Source organism: Pseudoclavibacter sp. 8L (genome assembly GCF_902506465.1).
GTDB lineage: Bacteria > Actinomycetota > Actinomycetes > Actinomycetales > Microbacteriaceae > Pseudoclavibacter.
The window spans coordinates 612,497-631,080 of record NZ_LR733186.1 but is presented as its reverse complement, the minus strand read 5'-3'; the positions used below and the strand labels follow the sequence as shown (position 1 = coordinate 631,080).

The window sequence follows — 18,584 nt, the reverse complement described above, 5'->3', positions numbered from 1 at the left end:
ACATCATGAGTCAAGAGCTGCACACCCTCGGCGCAGTCAGGCAGAGACAGCTGCTCGCGAGCGGCGAGCTCTCGCCGGTGGCGCTCACGAGCGCCTACCTGGCACGTCTGGACGCGGATGGAGGTGCATCCGGAGCCTTCATCACCGTCACCGCAGAGCGCGCGTTGGATCGAGCTCGAGCGCTCGAGCGGCAACCCTCGTCCACATCTCGCCGCGGAGACCTGCACGAGGCTCCGCTCTGGGGGATGCCCTTCGCGGACAAGGACCTCGAACCGCGCGCCGACGTGCCGACCTCCTTCGGCTCGCGCGCCTTCGCCGGGTATGTGCCGGAGGAGAGCTCGCCGCTGGTCGAGACCATGGACGCGGCCGGCGGCATCAGCCTGGGGAAGACGAACACGCCCGAGTTCGGTCTCCCCGCCTACACCGAGAACGCGGTGGCCCCGCCCGCAGTCACCCCGTGGGGTGCTGGGCTCGGGGCCGGCGGCTCCTCGGGAGGTGCGGCGGCGGCTGTCGCAGCCGGCCTGCTTCCGTTCGCGCCGGGCTCGGACGGTGGCGGGTCTATCCGCATCCCGGCTTCCGCCTGCGGTCTGGTCGGTCTCAAGCCGAGCCGGGGCCGAGTGCCGGATGGGTCGGGCGTCGGCTCCCTCGCGGGGCTCCCCGTCTCGGGCCCCATCGCGAGGAGCACGGCGGATGCTGCGCTCCTGCTCGACGGGATGATCGCCCGGCGCAGGGACGGCAGCCAGGCCGACCGGAGCGCACTCACGGCACCGGCAGGGGAGCGTTCCTACCTCGACGCTCTTGACGTGCCCCTTCGGAAGCTGCGGATCGGCTTCAACTGCTGGTCGCCGTGGTCCACGGAGTACAAGATCGCGCTCGACGATGAGGTCGCCGCGGTCTTCGAAGCCGCCAAGGAGCAGCTTTCGCGACTCGGACACGAGCTCGTGCCGGTCACGCCGACGGACGCGCCCGAGTATTTCGACGCGTTCCGGACGGTGTGGCAGGCCGGCGCTTCGACGATCCCCCTGGAGGGGCCCGAACTGGAGGCCCTTGAGCCCCTCACGCGGTGGCTCGTCGGCGTCGGACGGACGAAGGGCGCCGCGGAGCTGGCTGCCTCGCTCGCGTCGCTCGCCGCGTTCGAGCGGGCGATCATCCGCCAGTACTCGGACGTGGACGTCGTCCTGACACCGACGCTCGCGATGACGCCTCGGCCGCTCGGCTGGTTCGACGCGAGCGACGGGGAGCGGAACTTCGAGCAGCAGTGCCAGTACACGCCGTACACGTCCTACGTGAACGTGACCGGGCTGCCCGCCATCACCATGCCGGTCGGGTTCGCGAATGACCTGCCGGCGGGGGTGCAGGCCATCGGTCGGCCGGGCGACGAGGCGACGCTCCTTCGGCTGTCGCTGCAGCTCGAGCGCGAGTTCGACTGGCCGAGCCGGTACCCGCCCGCCTGGGATCGTGCGGCGCGCTCCTGAGGGTGCTCAGCTGTTCGATGCGGGGCGGCGACGGGCCGGGAGGTAGTTGCCGTCCTCGAGTCCCGCCTCGATCTCGAAGCGGTTCTTGAGCGGGTCGAATCCGGCGAGCCAGTAGAGCGGCGGGAACAGGAAACCGTAGCGCTTCCACTGCTCGACGTGCACGCGCTCGTGGCGGAACACCCGTTCGCCAACGGTGTCGCGAGTGAGGTAGACCCGGCCGACGCACGTCCCGCCCCGGCGGAACGCCCACTTGGGCAGGCCACTGCAGACGATGAGTCCGTCATGGTTCTCGACTCGGCCCGTGGAGAGCGGCACGCCCACTGCGAGCCCGACGGCCGTCGCCGCGTGGTAGCCGAGCCGGGACAGCGGCGAATCGAGGAACACGATCTTCAAGGGGTTCATGGGTGAGGACCTTCGTTCGCTGGTGCGTTGGCGGCTGGAAAGGAGGACGCCGCTGAGACCCGACCGTGTGAGACGGGTCCCAGCGGCGAACACTTGCGCTGGGAGGCCTAGAAGCTCTGCTCCGGCGCGTCGATGGCAGCAGGCGCGCGCTGGCCCTGCTTGAGAGCCGCGAGCCGGGCCTCGACCTCGGTCAGCTTGCCGAGGTCCTCGAGCTGGTTGAACTGCGAGTCGAGGCTGGAGGTCTGCAGCTCCTGCTGGCCGCGCACGAGCGCCTCCTGCCGGCGGACCTTCTCCTCGAAGCGACCCAGGTCGCTGGTCGGGTCCATCACGTTGATGCTGCCGAGGGCTTCGTTGACCTTCTGCTGCGCCTCGGCCGTCTTGGCGCGGGCGGCGAGCTGGTCGCGCTTCGCGCCGAGCTGGCGGAGCTTCTCGCGCATGCCGTCGAGTCCGCCCTTGAGCTGCTCGACGACCTGCGTCTGGGTGCGGATCTGCGGCTCGGCCGTGCGAGCTTCCGTCTCGGACTCGATCTGGCGCGACAGGGCGACCTTCGCGAGGTTGTCGAACTTCTGCGCGTCGACCTCGTCGTTCGCTGCGCGCAGCTCGTCGGCCTTGCGGCTGGCGGCGAGGGCCTTGTTGCCCCACTCGGACGCGGCCTGGACGTCTTCCCGGTAGTCGTCCTCGAGCATGCGGAGCTGGCCGATGGTCTGCGCGATCGCCGCCTCCGCCTCCTTGATGTTCGAGCTGAAGTCGCGGATGAGCTGGTCGATCATGAGCTGCGGGTCTTCCGCGTTGTCGATGAGCGAGTTGATGTTGGCGCGGACGAGCTGGCTGATTCGTCCGAAGATGGACTGCTTGTTGGACATCGAGTGCTTCCTTTTCGCTGGTGATCCGTGATGAATGGCCGTGATGTGTCGGAGTGCCGTGATGTGTCGGAGTAACTGTGGAGCGCTGTCTGCGTGCTGGGTGCGCGTCAGCGCCTTCTGCCGCCGCCCGATGAACGGAAGCCTCCTCCCGAGGAGCGGAAACCGCCCGAGGAGCGGAAGCCCGACGAGCTGCCGCCCGATCGGCGACCCGAGCTGCCGCCCCACGAGCTGCCGCCGCCCCAGGAGCTTCGGCCGGAGGAGCCGCTGTTGCTGATGAGTCCGCCGAGGATCCCGCCGAGGAGTCCCGAGTTGAAGCTGCTGTTGGAGTTCGAACCCGAGGACACGCCCCAGCTCTGCTCGTAGCCGCTGCGCTGCATCTGCACTTGGCTTCTGGCCTGCTCTGTGGCCCGCTCGGCGAGGCTGATCGCGCTCTTGGCTCGCTGCATCGCCTCCTCAGGCTGGGTGGCCGCGAGCTGCTCCGCTGTGCGGAGTTCGGTCTCCGCCTGCTGGATCCGGGCGCGCGGCTCGCTCTCGACGGCACCTCGACGCGCGTCGATGAACTGGAGTCCGCCCGTGACGGCCGAGCGGGCCTGAGCGAGGGCGACATCGAGCTGCCTGCGGAGTCCCGCCAGGCGCTCGTGCTCCTGGAGGAGCGACGCGATCGCAGCGTCCAGGGCCTCGTCCGCCTCCCTGAGACCCCCGAGAGTCCTGAGCGGATCGGCGGCCGAGGCGCTCCCGGAGCGGGCCCTGGCGATCGCCTCTTGGGCGGTGGCCTGCGCTGCGGCGGCCGCGGCAGCCACGTCGGGCTGCAGTGACGCCTGCTGGACGAGCTGCGTGCTGCGCGCGAGACCGGCCTCCAGCTCGCCGATCTCCTGGCGGATGAGCTGCTCCGCGTTCTCGAGGTCGCTGGCGGCGGCGCCAATGGAGCCCAGAACCGAGGTCACCTGCGAGAGCGCGAGCTGCGCGTCGCCGATGTCGACGGCTGCTGGCCCCGTCCGTCCTTCGCGCAGACCGCCATCGGCGTTCTGCGTCTCGGTGCGCGCGAGCGCAAGGAGCTCGCGGGCGTGGCTGGTCGAGTCGTCGACCGTGGAGAGCGCCTGCGGGCTGTAGCGGGCGCGGAGCGCCGTCAGCTGGGACTCGGCACCCTGCATCTGTCCCTCGAGTCGGTCGAGTTCGCCGCGGACCTGCCTGAGCAGCTCTGGCGCGTTGCGCTCCATGTCCCGGAGCTTCTCGAAGCGCGCGGCCTGCTCGGCGACGCGCTGCTCGGCCAGGTTCACGAAACCGAGGATGGCCTCGTTCATCTGCATCTGGGCTGGCAGCGGCTCGGGTTCGGTGTCGAGGTACTGGCCTTGGACGCCGAACGCGCGACGCAGCTGCTCGCGGGCGTCCGCCACCGCTGCTCGGTACTCGGCGACCGGCTCGGGCCCGAACTGCGCCTCGGCGAAGCTGACCTCCTGGTCGGCGGAGTTCACCAGGTTGTCGACCCTGACTAGCTCGCCGGCAGCGCGCTGCGCGAGCTGCTCGAGTTGCGCCTTCTGCTCGGCCTCCGTCGCCTGCTGGCCCTTCTTCTTCCTGCGCCGAGCGCTGAGCACGACGAAGAGGATGATGAGGGCGACCACGACGATGAACCCGCCCACGAAGAGGAAGATCGTACCGACTGCGGCACCCGTCACGAGCTCGCCTCCACCCGCGCCTCCGGTGGTTGCGCCGGAACCGGTGAGTTCCTGGCGGAGCGAGTCCGCCGCTGAGATGGCGGCCTGACCGTACTGCCCGGAGTCGAGGTTCGGGGCGATCGACTGCGTCTCGATGTCGCGCAGCGCACCGTCGCCCAGGGGGAACGCGCTGTCGGTGTTGAGGCCGAAATCGAGCTGGTCGACACCGACGTACAGGATGACAGCCTCGGAGCCGAGGTCGTTGACCGAAGCGAACTCGCTGGCCCAGTCGAACCCCGAGCTCGGGTTGGAGAAGCGATCGACGATCGCGAAGTACATCGTGTAGTCGGTCTCGGCCTCGAGCGTCGAGATCGCCTGTTCGATGTCGGAGGTGTCGCCGGTGACGAGCCCACCCGGGTCGAAGATGTGGCCCTGCGGCGAGCCGGGGCTCTCGGCCGGGGCTATTGCGGTGGACGAGCCGGAGGAAGTGATCGGAGAGACCTCGGCGGATGCTGGCGCACTCGTTCCGAGGAGTGCTGCGGCAGCGATGCCGAGCAGAGCGAGCGCACGACGCACGGAGACCCCTTTCTGGCCGGTCATCGGCCTTCTCCGTAACGCTAGCGGGGTGTAGCCGTGAAGAACGTGATTGTTGTGCGCGTGGTGACGCCACGAGTGAACAGGCGGCGAACAGTGCCCTTCGCAGGTGAGCGCTTCGTGACGATCCGGCGTCGATGTGTGATTCCACATGGAGTTCCGTAGAATTGTCGTGCACCGGACAAGCACTCCTTGTCCGGTTTTCACATGAGACACCGGAGGTTCAACGTGCGAAGTGAAGATGTACGCACCAAGCGTTTCAACGCTCTGAAATTCGACGGATGCTACGACGTCCGTGAGGTCGACCAGTTCCTCGACCAGGCCGCCGCCGCCCTCGAGGCGCACGAGAGGGGTCTGCGGGAGCAGGCGGAGATCGTCAGGTCCCATGAGGTCGAGGCCGTAAAGTTCACGTCCCGCGTCTACGAGCGTGGCTACTCCGCTCAGGAAGTGGATGTCTTCCTCGAGGAGCTCGCAGACGCGCTCGGAAGCTACGAGACCGAGTCCGGCGCCGATGGACGCGCGCAGCGCTGAGCGACAGGCGCGCCTCAGGAGGGCTTGTTAGGCTGGCCTAACTCACCCCGAACGAGGAGCCCATCACCGTGACAGACGTCGTTGCCCAGAAGTCCCGCAAGCGGGGACCCACCGTCCGCCTGAGCGTGGAGCGCACCGAGCGACTCAGTCGCTCACTGGTCCGGGTCCACTTCCTCGGGGCAGACCTCGACGACTTCGACCTCGAGCACGCCGACACCTATCTGAAGCTGCACTTCGGGGGAGGCGTCGGCGAGCTCGAGCTCCCGTTCGATCTCCAAGAGCTCCGCGCGACGCTTCCCAACGAGCAGGTCCCCGTCCGGCGCACCTACACGGTTCGTGGGGTCGACCGCGCGAGCGGCACGGTCTCCGTCGACTTCGTCGTCCATGGCGACGCCGGTGTCGCCGGCCCGTGGGCTCGCGACGCGAAGCCAGGCGACGTCATCGTGGCCACGACACCGCACGGTGCTTACTCGCCGCTCCCCGAGAGCGACTGGCATCTCATCTGCGGTGACGAGTCCGCACTCCCGGCGATCGCGCGCACGCTCGAAGCGCTTGCCGAGGACGCGAAGGGCGCGGTCCTCGTCGAAGTAGCAGGGGATGAGGACCACATCGAACTCTCGGCCCCGACGGGCGTCACCGTTCAGTGGCTCCACCGAGGCGAGCATGGCGGGTACGACCAGCAGCTGATCGCGGCAGCCGTCGAGGACCTCGCATTCCCCGATGGACTCGTGCAGGTCTTCGCACACGGCGAGCGCGAGCAGATGAAGCGACTCAGGAAGATCTTCTCCGCCCGTGGCGTCGAGCGCTCGCAGCTCTCCCTCTCCGGCTACTGGGCCGCCGGGCGCACGGAAGACGCCTTCCAGAGCGAGAAGCGCGAGCCCGTCGGCCAGATCTTCTGATCCCGCGAGCTCGTCCTCCCGCTACCAGGAGCCGGGCTTGTAGTCCTTGAGGAAGACCCCGAAGAGATCCTCGCCAGATTCGCCGCGGACGATCGGGTCGTAGACGCGGGCTGCACCGTCGACGAGGTCGAGTGGGGCGTGGAAGCCCTCCTCGGCGAGGCGGATCTTCGTGAAGTGGGGCCGCTCATCCGTGATCCAGCCGGTATCGACGGCGGTCATGAGGATGCGGTCGCTCTCGAACATCTCCCGAGCGCTGGTGCGAGTGAGCATGTTCAGGGCCGCCTTCGCCATGTTCGTGTGGGGGTGGCCAGGGCCCTTGTAGCCGCGTCCGAAGACCCCCTCCATCGCGGAGACGTTCACGATGTAGGTGCGGCGTGCCGATGACGCCTTGAGCGCGCCACGGAGCCTGCTCACGAGCAGGAACGGCGCGGTCATGTTCGCGAGCTGCACTTCGAGCATCTCGAGAGGCTCGACCTCGTCGACGTGCTGGGTCCACGAGTTGATGTGCAGCTCGTCCGGGAGCAGGCCGCCCGCGTCGATGGCGGTGCCAGCCGCGAGCCGCTCGAGCGACGAGGAGCCGGCGGCCATGGCGTCTGCGGTCAGCTCCTCGGCGGTGCGTCCCGCCGCTGAGGACAGGATCGGGTGCGCGGCGACCGACTCCGCCAGGGCGAGCGGATGCGCGTCGTTCGTGTGCCCGAAGGTCACGAGCTCGGGAAGCGGTCCGTCCGGCAGCGGCGCGAGCTCTGCCTCGACGAGTGGCGCGTAGGAGCCGGGGGAGCGGCGCACCGTCTGGGCGGCATTGTTGATGAGAATGTCCAGCGGGCCAGCGGCCGTGACGGAGTCCGCGAGGCCCATGACCTGTGCGGGATCACGGAGGTCGATGCCGACGATCTTGAGCCGGTCGATCCACTCCGGCGAGTCAGGCAGGGCCGAGAACCGGCGGACGGCGTCGCGCGGGAAGCGCGTCGTGATCGTCGTGTGCGCGCCGTCGCGGAGCAGCCGCAGCGCGATGTACATCCCGATCTTCGCTCGTCCGCCCGTGAGAAGGGCCCGCTTGCCGGTCAGATCGGCGCGCGCATCCCGCTTCGAGTGGCTGAAGGCTGCGCAGTCGGGGCAGAGCTGATGGTAGAACGCGTCGACCACCGTGTACGGCTGCTTGCAGATGTAGCAGGCGCGTGGCTTGAGCAGCTCGCCGGCCGTCGGAGCGGTCGTCGAGGTCGAGATCGGGATGCCGCGAGTCTCGTCGTCGATGCGGTCGGGTGCTCCCGTGGCGGTCGCGGCGACGACGGCCTTGTCGGCGTCGGCGATGCGCTGGCGCTTCGCGGCTCGCCCAACACGCTTCACATCCTTGAAGAACTGCGCCGTCGCCCGACGGACCGTGATGAAGTCCGGGTCCTCGCGGTCGTAGGCGGAGAGCTGCTCGAGCACGCGCAGAGTCGTCGCGAGGTCGGCCTCGGCGATGCGCTCTGGCGCGAACTCCGCTCCGTTGGTCTCGTCTGGCGTCGCCGTGGGCGTCGCCGTGGGCGTCTCGTCTGGGGTCTCGGAAGGCACACGAGATTGTAGAGGCCAGCGGGCAGGCGCGCCACACGCGCCCACCCGCCAGCCCCGCGGCCCTCTCGCCGCGACTAGGAGGCGACTGCCCTCGGCGCCCCCATGCCAGGGTCGATCTGGTGCGGGCCGTTGACCGACGGCCGCACGTCGAAGTCGAAGATCGCCGTGGGGAGATAGACGGTGGAACACGAGTTCGGGATGTCGACGACGCCGGAGAGGCGACCTTCGATGGGGGCCGAGCCGAGGAGCAGGTAGGCCTGCTCCGGTGCGTAGCCGAACTTCGTGAGGTAGTCGATCGCGTGCAGGCACGCCCGCTGGTAGGACAGATGGGAGTCGAGGTAGCGCTGCTCGCCATCGAGCGTGACCGATGTGCCGGAGAACGCGATCCACTCGCTGTAGTTGGGCTCCACATTGCCCGGCATGAAGATGGCGTTCTCCGAGACCCCGTACGTGTCCATGCCTCCCTTGATCAGGTCGACGCGCACATCCATGAAGCCGCCCATCTCGATGGCACCGCAGAAGGTGATCTCCCCATCGCCCTGGGAGAAGTGCAGGTCGCCCATCGACAGGTTCGCCCCGTCCACGAAGACGGGGTAGAAGATGCGGGTGCCCTTCGAGAGGTTCTTGATGTCCTGGTTGCCGCCGTTCTCGCGCGGGGGAGCCGTCCTGGCGGCCTCGCCGGCGACACGATCGAACTCGGAATCCGGGAGCGAGCCGAGCACCGCGAACTGGGGCTCCGGCGGCAGCGCGAGCGGCGGCACCCTGCCGGGATCGGTCGCGATGAGCTTTCCCTCACGCGCGTTCCACTTCGCGAGCAGCTCCGCCGATGGAGCCGTCCCCATGAGCCCCGGGTGGATGAGGCCGGTGAAGGACACCCCGGGCACGTGACGGGACGTCGCCGTCTGGCCGCTGAAGTCCCAGATCGCCTTGTAGGCGTCCGGGAACTGATCGGTGAGGAACCCTCCGCCGTTCTCCTTCGCGAAGATTCCCGTGTAGCCCCATCCCTGCCCTGCGAGCGGCCCCTTCTCCTGGGGAATGGGGCCGACGTCGAGGATGTCGACGATGAGGAGGTCGCCAGGTTTCGCGCCCTCGATCCGGAACGGCCCGCTCAGCTTGTGCACCGTCAGCAGCGGCGCGTTCAGGATGTCCTCCGCGGAGTCGTCGTTGACTATCGCCCCGTCGAACCACTCCCGGCAGTCGACGCGGAACTCGTCGCCGGGCTTCACCGTCGCAATTGGCGGGATCTCCGGATGCCACCGGTTGTGGCCGATCTTCTCCTGGTCCTCGAATTTCTTCGTCGAGTCGAGTGGAAACAGCACGTCGGGCATGGCTCGGTCCTTTCGTCGGTGACCGATTCGCCATCTCTTGCGTCGCGGCAGCCTCGGTCGTCGGTGACCGATACCGCGTCTCTTGCGTGACGGCAGCCTCGGTCGGTGCGTGCCCCGCGACGTCAGTGTCGCGGCAGCTTCGCGTGGAGTGGGTTGCGAGTGATGCCGCCGCCGGGTCTCCGAGGAGCTCCGGGGAGCGAGGTCACGACGTCCGGCTCATGCGCGGATCTCGAGGCGGCATCGATGAGGCCGTAGGCGGAAGAGCCTGCGGCGGAGAGATGCGGGGCAGCCGGGCGGCGCCTCGCGTCTTGCCCGCACTCTGGGCACACGGATCTCTCCGGTACCGAGTGCATGGTGTGCACCTCGTCGAAGCGGTGCGCGTTCTCGCACCGATACGTGTAGGTGGGCATCCTTGCCTCCCCTCGTCGAGGTACTGCCGACCGTAGCGGTGGGGCGACGAGGGTGTCAATGTCCTCTCGGGCGCGTGTCCGGCGCGTCGGCAGGTCGATCCCGGCGTGTGGGCATGAGCGTCTGCACGCTGGGGATGCGGAAGGGCCCGACGCTGCTGAGCAGCGCCGGGCCCTTGCGATGTCACCAGACATCGAGATGTGCCCCCGACAGGAGTCGAACCTGCGACCTTCGGTACCGGAAACCGGTGCTCTATCCACTGAGCTACGGAGGCGGACGCGGAACTGAGCATTCAGCAACGCGGAGCCAATACTAACAGGGCGCGAGGGTGCCCGAACGCCACTCCGCGACGCCGCGCGCAGCTGTGGGGGAAGGCCACGGGAGCGTGACACAATCCGCTGGTGATGCGAAAGATCGAATCTGCCATTGACCTCGAACTCGACGGGGAAGCCGACCTCGTGTTCTCGATCGCTGCCCACACGCTGGCAAACCTCGAGAGCGAGTCGTTCACGATCACGGGCGACGGCGAACCCCTCGACGTCATCGAATCCATCGACCGCTCCGAGTGCCGGCTGCACCGCGTGACGACCTCCGCGAAGCACATCGAGATGCGCTACTCCGCGACGGTGCAAGACCGCGCGCAGCCGAACGAGCCGGAGGAGCTGGACCTCATCCAGTTCCGCCGCCCGTCCCGCTACGCGGAGTCGGACCTGCTCGGACCGACCGCGCGTTCGATGTTCCGCGGTAAGCAGGGCTTCGAGCTCGTCGACGCGGTCGTCGACTGGGTCTCGCGGAACATCAGCTACGTGCCTGGCTCGAGCGCCCCGACCGACGGCGCGCGCGACACCTTCCTGAAGCGGCAGGGCGTCTGCCGTGACTTCGCTCACCTGACGATCGCGTTCCTGCGCGCCAACGACCTCCCGGCACGCCTCGTGTCCGTGTACGCGCCGGGGCTCGTTCCCATGGACTTCCACGCCGTCGTCGAGGTCCTCGTCGACGGAGCCTGGTACGTCGTCGACTCGACGCACCTCGCCCCGCGCCGTCTCATGCAGCGCATCGCGAGCGGTCGGGACGCCGCAGACACGGCGTTCCTGAGCAACACGATCGCGAACCTCCGGCTGTCCAAGCTGCACGTCGACGCGACCTCGAGCGAGCTCATCCTCGAGGACTGGACCGAGCGGGTGCAGCTGGGCTGACGACGGCGCGAGCACGCGCCGCCGACGGCCCTCGAGCGGCTCTAGGATGGGAGGCCTATGACTTCTCCAGCTCTCGTCACGGCACTCACCACCGCTGTCAACGCCGCGCTCGCGCCCCTCGAAGGGGCTGAGGGCATCACCGTCCCCGAGACGGACATCGTGCTCGAACGGCCGCGCAACCGCGACCACGGCGACTGGGCATCGAACATCGCGATGCGCCTCGCGAAGCGCGTCGGCACCAACCCGCGTGAGCTGGCCTCCGGCATCGTCGAGCAGCTGATCCTCGACCCCCAGGTGGCGAGTGCAGATGTCGCGGGCCCAGGCTTCATCAACATCACCCTCGACACGGCCACAGCTGGCGCCCTCGCCAAGGTGATCGTCGACGCTGGCTCTGCGTACGGCAATGGCGACTCGCTCGCCGGCGTCAAGCTCAACCTCGAGTTCGTCTCCGCCAACCCGACGGGCCCCATCCACATGGGCGGTGTTCGCTGGGCGGCCGTCGGCGACTCCCTGGCCCGCGTCCTCACGGCGGCAGGTGCCGACGTGACGCGCGAGTACTACTTCAACGATCACGGGGCGCAGATCGACCGCTTCGCGAGGTCGCTGCTCGCGGCCTACCTCGGCGAGGGCACTCCGGAGGACGGCTACGGCGGCGCCTACATCAGCGACATCGCCGGGCAGGTTGCCGCGGCCTACGGGGACGGCATCGCCGAGCTCGACCGGGAGGCCCAGCAGGAGGTCTTCCGCTCCAAGGGCGTCGAGCAGATGTTCGGCGAGATCAAGCAGAAGCTTCACGACTTCGGCGTCGACTTCGACGTGTTCTTCCACGAGGATTCGGTGCACGAGTCCGGTGCGGTCTCGCGAGCCATCGAGCGCCTCCGCGAGCAGGGTCAGATCTTCGAGCAGGACGGCGCGCAGTGGCTGCGCACTACCGAGTTCGGCGACGACAAGGACCGCGTCGTCGTGCGATCCAACGGCAGCCCGACCTACATGGCCGGCGACATCGGCTATTACCTCGACAAGCGCGAGCGTGGCTTCGACCAGTGCATCATCATGCTCGGCGCCGACCACCACGGCTACGTGGCTCGCATGATGGCGATGGTCGCGGCCTTCGGCGACCAGCCGGGCGTCAACCTGCAGATCCTCATCGGCCAGATGGTGAATCTCGTGAAGGACGGCGAGCCCGTGCGCATGTCGAAGCGCGCCGGCACGATCGTGACCCTCGACGACCTCGTCGACGCGGTCGGCGTCGACGCGGGCCGCTACGCCCTCGTGCGCTCCTCGGCGAACTCGACGCTCGACATCGACCTCGATGTCCTCGCGCAGCGCACCAACGACAACCCCGTCTACTACGTGCAGTACGCGCACGCCCGGACCTGCGCGGTCGGACGCAACGCCGCCGAATCCGGAGTCGACCGCTCGGTCTTCGAGCCCTCCCTGCTCGACCACGAGTCCGAGTCGGCGCTTCTCGGGGCGCTGCAGGACTTCCCGCGTGTCGTCGCTGCCGCCGCCGAGCTGCGCGAGCCGCACCGCGTCGCCCGCTTCGCGGAGGAGCTCGCGGGCCTCTACCACCGCTGGTACGACAGCTGCCGTGTCATCCCGCGTGGGGACGACGAGATCACCGACCTCCACCGCACCCGCCTGTGGCTGAACGACGCCACGAGCACGGTCCTGCGCTCGGCACTCACCATGCTCGGCGTCTCGGCTCCCGAGCGGATGTAGTCGGAGGTGACCGCGCTCGATCCGCCGGAGGAGCGCATCCAGCTCCTGCGGAAGTCGCGCGCACGCGGCTGGGTCACGGCCTCGCTCTGGCTGCTCGGCGCCCTGCTGCTGCTCGTCGGCCTCGACGTCGGGGTTCGCCTCGTCGCGCAGGATCGCATCGCCCAGCAGGTGCAGGACACGCTCCCGCCCGGGGTGGACGGCGAGGTCAGCACGCGTGTGCACGGCTTCTCGACGCTGTGGCAGCTCGCGACCGGTCGGGCGAGCCACGTCACGGTCTCAGCGGATGAGCTCACCGCCTACGGCCTGAACCTGGCGGCGACCGTGGACGCGTACGGCGTGCACATCTTCGACGGGATGCGGACCGAGATGCTGACGGGCACGCTCAATGTGCCGGAGGCGACCCTCGAGGGCGTCGCCGCGCTCCCCGGAACCGATGCCTCGCTCACACTCGGCGACGACGAGCTGTCCTACCGCTCGACGGTCTCCATCCTGGGCCTCACGGGCACGCTCACCGTCGACGCGCAGCTGCGCCTGGTCGACGGCGAGGTGATCATCGATCCGACGGATGTCGAGGTGTCCGGGACGGCGTTCGGCCAGGCCCTCACGCAGGCGCTCCCTGACATCGCCGAGTTCGCGGTGCCGATCTGCACCGCCGACTACCTCCCTGCCGGCCTGCACGTGTCCGAGCTGCGCATCGCGGAGGGGATGCTCACGGTCGGCGTCGAGGCGAGGAACATCGCACTCTCCGCCGAGATCCCTGATTCCGGGGAGTTCTCCACCTGTCGCGACTAGTTTCGAGCTGCGACGATGGGGTCCGTGCCGACGAGGCCGCCCCGACGCGCTCGACGGATCGCACTCCGCGCGACGTCGGCCGGCCGCCGAAGAACTGGAGAACTGAGATGAGCATGCCGCCGAACGGACAGGGCTTCGGTCAGCAGCCGGGGCAGGGTCAGCAGCCCGGGTACGGGCAGCAGGCATCGCAGCCCGGGTACGGCCAGCAGCCTGGTCAGCCGCAGCAGCCCGGACACGGCCAAGGGCCCCAGCAGCAGCCACCGTTCGGCCAGGGCTCCGGGTACCCGCATCCGTCGCAGCAGCCTGGCTACGGCCAGCCGCCACAAGGACCGGGCTACGGCCAGCCGCAGCAGCCGCAGCAGTTCGGCCAGCCGCAGCACGGCGGGGCCCCACAGCAGTACGCGCAGGCGGGCGGTCATCCGCCGCATGGTCAGCAGCCGGGCCCGTGGCAGGGGGGCCAGCCCCCGCAGGGGAAGAAGCCGCGGCCCTGGTACGCGCAATGGTGGCTCTGGACGGGCGTCGGTGTCGTCGTGATCGCCGGTGGTCTTGTCGTGGGCGAGGCCGTGGCGCGGGCGAACGTCACGAGCGCACTCGAGGAGCAGGCGGGGAAGATCGTCATCGACAACTACGGTGAGGCGGCGGCCCCGAGCGAGTACGCCGTCACGGTGGACGGCTTCAGCGTCCTCGCGCAGCTCCTCACCGGCAAGATCGAGCACGCCACCATGACGTCGCAGGGCGACGGCGACATCACCGTCGGCATCGACCTCACGGGCATCGACGCGTCGCTCGAAGGTCCCGTCGACTCGACCACGGTCGATCTCGCCGTCTCGACCGAGGTCCTCGACGGCGTTCCGGCCGCGCTCCAGGGTGAGGAGAGCGAGATCAACACCGACTCCTACGACACGACCATCAGCTACGGCGACAACGTGATCAACATCGAGGCCATCAGCGGCACCGGCGAGTGGCAGGTGAAGGTCGAGTCCGAACTCGGCTACGAGGCGACGGACGGCAAGCTCTTCGTCACGAGCGACAGCAGCATGACGCTCTTCGGGACCAGCATCCCGTTCGGCTCGAACGAGAAGGTCGAGGTGCCGACCTGTGCGGACTCGGAGCTCGAGGCGCAGGTCACCGAGGCCGCCGTCTCCAGCGACGCGATCTCGTTCTCCTGGAAGGTCGACGGCGCGCGGCTGAGCGAGCTGCCCGCGGTGGCCGACTGCCTGTAGTGCGCCCGCGTGCACGCCTGGGCCTCTCGCCTGTTCCGGTGAGGGGCCAGCAGATAGCATGCTCTGGTGCCTGAAGCTCTCCACGAACCCCATGCCACCCGCCAGACGGCTGCCAGCCCGCTGGCGCCCGCCGACCTCGAAGTTCCGTCGGATCTCAACGAGCTCGACGCCCACGTCTGGTCGAGGAGCGCTGCTCGTGAAGCGGACGGCGCGATCGAGATCGCGGGCATCGATGTCCGAGCGCTTGCGGAGCGGTTCGCGACGCCGCTGTACGTCGTCGACGAGGCCGACGCCCGCTCGCGTGCAGCGGAGACCGTCGCCGCGTTCGCCGACGCCTTCGAGCCCCTCGGCGTCACCGCCAAGGTCTACTACGCGGGCAAGGCGTTCCTGAGCGCCGACGTCGTCCGCTGGATGCTCGAGGCGGGCTGCGCCATCGACGTGTGCAGCGAGGGCGAGCTCGCCCTCGCGCTCGCCGCGGGCGCGCCACCCGCACGCATCGGCTTCCATGGCAACAACAAGTCGACGCGCGAGATCGGCATCGCCGTCGGCGCCGGTATCGGGGCGATCGTGCTCGACAGCGCCCAGGAGCTCGACCGTGTCGCAGCAGCCGCCCTGGCCGCGGGCGTTCGGCAGCCCGTGAGACTGCGCGTCAACTCCGGTGTGCACGCCTCGACACACGAGTTCCTCGCCACGAGCCGCGAGGACCAGAAGTTCGGCATCCCCCTCGACGAGGTGGATGCATTCGTCGCCCGCATCCGCGAGCACGACTCCGTGGAGTTCCTCGGCCTGCACTCGCACATCGGCTCGCAGATCTTCGACGCCGACGGGTTCGGCGAGGCCGCCGACCGCCTCGTCGAAGTCCACGCTCGCCTCCTCGACGGGGGACCGGTTCCGGAGCTGAATCTCGGTGGCGGCTACGGCATCGCCTACCTGCCACGCGAGACGCCCACCGACATCCGCACGATGGCCTCCCACATCGCCTCCCACGTGGCAGCGGCCTGCTCGAGGCTCGGCGTCGCAGTGCCGAACATGGCCTTCGAACCGGGTCGGACCATCATCGGCCCCGCAGGGACCGCCCTGTACGAGGTCGGGACGACGAAGACCGTTCGAGTCCCGCTCGACGAGGGCGGCAGCGCCGAGCGCCTCTACGTCTCCGTCGACGGCGGCATGAGCGACAACGTCAGGGCGGCCCTCTACGAGGCCGAGTACAGCGTTCGCCTGGCCTCGCGGGCCTCCACGGCCGACCCAGCGCTCGTTCGTGTCGTTGGAAAACACTGCGAGTCCGGCGACATCATCGTTCTGGCAGACTATCTTCCGAGCGATGTCGCCCCTGGCGACCTCGTCGCCGTGCCAGCGACCGGCGCATACTGCTGGTCGCTCTCGAGCAACTACAACATGATCGGCCGACCGGCCGTCGTCGCGGTTCGCGACGGCGAGGCGCGCACGCTGATCCGTGCGGAGTCCGTGGCCGATCTGCTTGCCAGAGACGCGGGACTCCCAGCTGCCGTGACCGATGAGCGCCCGTAACCGAGGAGAACCGATGAACCAGAACCGACCCATCCGAGTCGCCCTGCTCGGCGCGGGATCCGTCGGGTCGCAGGTCGCCCGCATCCTGATCGAGAACGCCGACGAGCTCGCCGCTCGCGTTGGCGCTCCGCTGCTGCTGACCGGTATCGCCGTCCGCAACGTCGATGCGAAGCGGGACGTGGACCTGCCGAAGGAGCTCTTCACCGACGACGCGGAGCGACTCATCCTCGGCTCCGACATCGTCATCGAGCTCATGGGCGGCATCGACCCGGCGAAGGGCCTCATCTCCCTGGCGCTGTCGACGGGTGCCGACGTCGTGACGGCGAACAAGGCGCTCGTCGCGGCGCATGGCCCCGAGCTCTTCGACCAGGCAAGGCGCGTCGGCGCTCAGCTCACCTACGAGGCCGCCGTCGCGGGCGCCATCCCGATCATCCGCCCCCTGCGCGACAGCCTCGCGGGCGACCGGGTCGAGCGCATCCTCGGCATCGTGAACGGCACGACGAACTTCATCCTCGACCGGATGCACACTCGCGGCGACTCGCTCGAGGAAGCGCTCCGCATCGCCACCGATCTCGGCTACGCAGAAGCCGACCCGACGGCCGACATCGGCGGCTACGACGCCCAGCAGAAGGCGGCGATCCTCGCCTCCATCGCCTTCCACACCGAGGTCCCCGTCGAGCTCGTCCACCGCGAGGGCATCACCGAGATCACGATCGAGCAGATCGAGCGCGCCAAGGCGGCGGGCTTCGTCGTAAAGCTCCTCGCTATCTGCGAGCGCGTCACGACGGCCGATGGAGTCGAGGGCATCTCAGCGCGCGTCTACCCCGCGCTCGTCGACGCGCAGCACCCACTCGCGTCGGTGCACGGCGGCAACAACGCCGTCTTCGTGCAGGCGCAGGCTGCTGGCGACCTCATGTTCTACGGCGCTGGCGCCGGGGGAGTGGAGACCGCATCTGCAGTGCTCGGCGACCTCGTCTCCTCCGCCCGCCGACGGGTCAACGGTGGCCCTGGCCTCGGTGAGTCGACGCACGCCGACCTGCCCGTCCTCGACGTCGGCGAGATCACCACGCGCTACCAGATCATCCTCGAGGTGCACGACCGTCCAGGCGTGCTCGCCGAGATCGCGAAGGTCTTCAGCGACTTCGGCGTGTCCGTCTCGACCCTGGAGCAGCGCAGCGCCGACACCAGCGATGCGACGTCCGGTTCCGGCGCACCCACGACCGTTGAGGCCGAGCGGGGCGCCACCCTCGTCATCGGCACGCACTCAGCCACCGAGCGAGCGCTCTCAGCGCTTGCAGAGGCCCTCGCCGCGCACGAGGCATCACGGCGGGTCACCGGGGTGCTCCGTGTCGAGGGCGCGCTCTAGCGCAGGGCAGCTCGACGCCGCCGTGGGAACCGCGTCGGCCGTCGTGCCCACCGATATCAATCCAATCGCAACAGTCCTCTGCCTAGGAGTCGCAGCATGAAGCAGGTCGAACAGGCGCGTCGCGTCGAAGTCAAGGTCCCCGCGACGAGCGCCAACCTCGGTCCGGGCTTCGACACCCTCGGACTCGCGCTTGCCGTCTACGACACGCTTGTCGTCGAGAGCGCGCCAGCGGGCGTGCTCGAGATCGAGGTCGAGGGAGTGGGCGCGGAGAGCGTGCCCCGCGACGCCTCCCACCTCGTGGTGCAGTCCATCGAGCACACGCTGAACGGACTCGGCTACGAGCTGCCCGGTCTGCGCATCAGCGCCGTCAACACGATCCCGCACGGGCGGGGCATGGGCTCATCCGGCGCCGCCATCGTCTCCGGCGTCATGGCAGCTGCCGCGCTCGTGTCGAACGACGTCGATGTGGACGCCGACACGCTGCTCCGCTTCGCCACCGAGCTCGAGGGGCACCCCGACAACGTCGCGCCCTGCCTCTTCGGCAGCCTCACGATCGCCTGGGTCGGCGAGAACGGCCCCCGCTCCAAGCAGCTGCTCGTGCACCGGGGCGTCTCGCCTATCGTGCTCATCCCGACGGAGACGATGTCGACGAAGCTCGCCAGGAGCCTCCAGCCCGAGAGCGTCCCGCACGCCGACGCGATCTTCAACCTCTCCCGCTCGGCGCTGCTCGTCGCCGCCCTCGTGCAGAGCCCGGAGCTGCTCTTCGAGGCCACGGAAGACCGGCTCCACCAGAGCTACCGCGCATCCGCGATGCCCTTCACGAGCGGCCTCGTCGCCGAGCTGCGCGCTGCCGGACTGCCCGCCGTCGTCTCCGGCGCGGGTCCGAGCGTCCTCGTGCTGTGCTCCAGCCCTGAGCAGCGTCTGCAGGCGGCCGCCGTCGCCGAGGCCAACACGCAGACGAAGTGGAACGCCATCATGCCCGCCGTTGATTTCCTCGGTGCTACAGTTGAGGTGCTGTCGGGCGACGCGGCCACACTCTCGGTGTAGGCACAGCG

General features: G+C 69.0%; 16 protein-coding genes and 1 tRNA gene. 10 read left to right on the top strand and 7 right to left on the bottom strand.

Going from position 1 to position 18,584, the window contains the following annotated elements; all coding sequences use genetic code 11:
• Positions 1-5 precede the first annotated feature (5 nt).
• Positions 6-1,475, top strand: a complete 1,470-nt coding sequence (locus GV007_RS09810; protein ID WP_160072219.1) for an amidase — start codon at positions 6-8, stop codon at positions 1,473-1,475.
• A 6-nt stretch (positions 1,476-1,481) separates the two neighbouring features.
• On the opposite strand, the gene GV007_RS09805 is transcribed toward GV007_RS09810, so the two are convergent.
• The 3 genes from GV007_RS09805 to GV007_RS09795 all read right to left on the bottom strand — a co-directional run bounded on the left by GV007_RS09805 (position 1,482) and on the right by GV007_RS09795 (position 4,992).
• On the bottom strand, positions 1,482-1,877 hold the full coding sequence (locus GV007_RS09805; RefSeq protein ID WP_160072217.1) for a Fe-S oxidoreductase: 396 nt from the start codon (positions 1,875-1,877) through the stop codon (positions 1,482-1,484).
• 107 nt (positions 1,878-1,984) lie between these two features.
• Positions 1,985-2,740, bottom strand: a complete 756-nt coding sequence (locus GV007_RS09800) for a PspA/IM30 family protein (protein ID WP_104241515.1) — start codon at positions 2,738-2,740, stop codon at positions 1,985-1,987.
• A gap of 107 nt (positions 2,741-2,847) precedes the next feature.
• Positions 2,848-4,992 (bottom strand): TPM domain-containing protein, encoded by a 2,145-nt coding sequence (locus tag GV007_RS09795; RefSeq protein ID WP_160072215.1) that lies wholly within the window; start codon positions 4,990-4,992, stop codon positions 2,848-2,850.
• A gap of 222 nt (positions 4,993-5,214) precedes the next feature.
• Here GV007_RS09795 and GV007_RS09790 point away from each other — a divergent pair, with 222 nt between their 5' ends.
• Together GV007_RS09790 and GV007_RS09785 are read left to right on the top strand one after the other, a co-directional pair.
• Positions 5,215-5,517, top strand: a complete 303-nt coding sequence (locus tag GV007_RS09790; protein ID WP_160074186.1) for a DivIVA domain-containing protein — start codon at positions 5,215-5,217, stop codon at positions 5,515-5,517.
• 68 nt (positions 5,518-5,585) lie between these two features.
• Positions 5,586-6,416 carry a siderophore-interacting protein gene (locus GV007_RS09785; RefSeq protein ID WP_160072213.1) on the top strand — a complete coding sequence of 277 codons (831 nt, stop codon included), beginning with the start codon at positions 5,586-5,588 and terminating at the stop codon, positions 6,414-6,416.
• 21 nt (positions 6,417-6,437) lie between these two features.
• Here the strand turns inward: GV007_RS09785 and GV007_RS09780 are convergent, their stop codons facing one another.
• The 4 genes from GV007_RS09780 to GV007_RS09765 all read right to left on the bottom strand — a co-directional run bounded on the left by GV007_RS09780 (position 6,438) and on the right by GV007_RS09765 (position 9,977).
• Positions 6,438-7,877: an SDR family NAD(P)-dependent oxidoreductase gene (locus tag GV007_RS09780; RefSeq protein ID WP_160074184.1), complete on the bottom strand. Its 1,440-nt coding sequence runs from the start codon at positions 7,875-7,877 to the stop codon at positions 6,438-6,440.
• Between the two features lie 164 nt (positions 7,878-8,041).
• Positions 8,042-9,295 (bottom strand): formamidase, encoded by a 1,254-nt coding sequence (gene fmdA, locus GV007_RS09775; RefSeq protein ID WP_160072211.1) that lies wholly within the window; start codon positions 9,293-9,295, stop codon positions 8,042-8,044.
• A gap of 122 nt (positions 9,296-9,417) precedes the next feature.
• Positions 9,418-9,705, bottom strand: coding sequence for a zinc ribbon domain-containing protein (locus GV007_RS19460; protein WP_160072209.1), 288 nt, complete (start codon positions 9,703-9,705; stop codon positions 9,418-9,420).
• Positions 9,706-9,904: 199 nt separating this feature from the next.
• Positions 9,905-9,977, bottom strand: a tRNA-Arg gene (locus tag GV007_RS09765).
• A 130-nt stretch (positions 9,978-10,107) separates the two neighbouring features.
• On the opposite strand from GV007_RS09765, the gene GV007_RS09760 reads away from it, so the two are divergent.
• The 7 genes from GV007_RS09760 (at position 10,108) to thrB (ending at position 18,576) form a co-directional block, all read left to right on the top strand.
• Complete coding sequence (locus GV007_RS09760; RefSeq protein ID WP_201297653.1) at positions 10,108-10,899, top strand: transglutaminase-like domain-containing protein; 792 nt, start codon at positions 10,108-10,110, stop codon at positions 10,897-10,899.
• A gap of 57 nt (positions 10,900-10,956) precedes the next feature.
• Complete coding sequence (argS, locus tag GV007_RS09755; RefSeq protein ID WP_104306900.1) at positions 10,957-12,621, top strand: arginine--tRNA ligase; 1,665 nt, start codon at positions 10,957-10,959, stop codon at positions 12,619-12,621.
• A gap of 6 nt (positions 12,622-12,627) precedes the next feature.
• Positions 12,628-13,413, top strand: coding sequence for an LmeA family phospholipid-binding protein (locus tag GV007_RS09750; RefSeq protein ID WP_160072205.1), 786 nt, complete (start codon positions 12,628-12,630; stop codon positions 13,411-13,413).
• 107 nt (positions 13,414-13,520) lie between these two features.
• Positions 13,521-14,636: an LmeA family phospholipid-binding protein gene (locus tag GV007_RS09745; RefSeq protein WP_160072203.1), complete on the top strand. Its 1,116-nt coding sequence runs from the start codon at positions 13,521-13,523 to the stop codon at positions 14,634-14,636.
• A 66-nt stretch (positions 14,637-14,702) separates the two neighbouring features.
• Complete coding sequence (lysA, locus tag GV007_RS09740) at positions 14,703-16,163, top strand: diaminopimelate decarboxylase (RefSeq protein ID WP_160072201.1); 1,461 nt, start codon at positions 14,703-14,705, stop codon at positions 16,161-16,163.
• A gap of 13 nt (positions 16,164-16,176) precedes the next feature.
• Complete coding sequence (locus GV007_RS09735) at positions 16,177-17,529, top strand: homoserine dehydrogenase (protein ID WP_160072199.1); 1,353 nt, start codon at positions 16,177-16,179, stop codon at positions 17,527-17,529.
• A 96-nt stretch (positions 17,530-17,625) separates the two neighbouring features.
• Positions 17,626-18,576, top strand: coding sequence for a homoserine kinase (gene thrB, locus GV007_RS09730; RefSeq protein ID WP_104330807.1), 951 nt, complete (start codon positions 17,626-17,628; stop codon positions 18,574-18,576).
• Positions 18,577-18,584 lie beyond the last annotated feature (8 nt).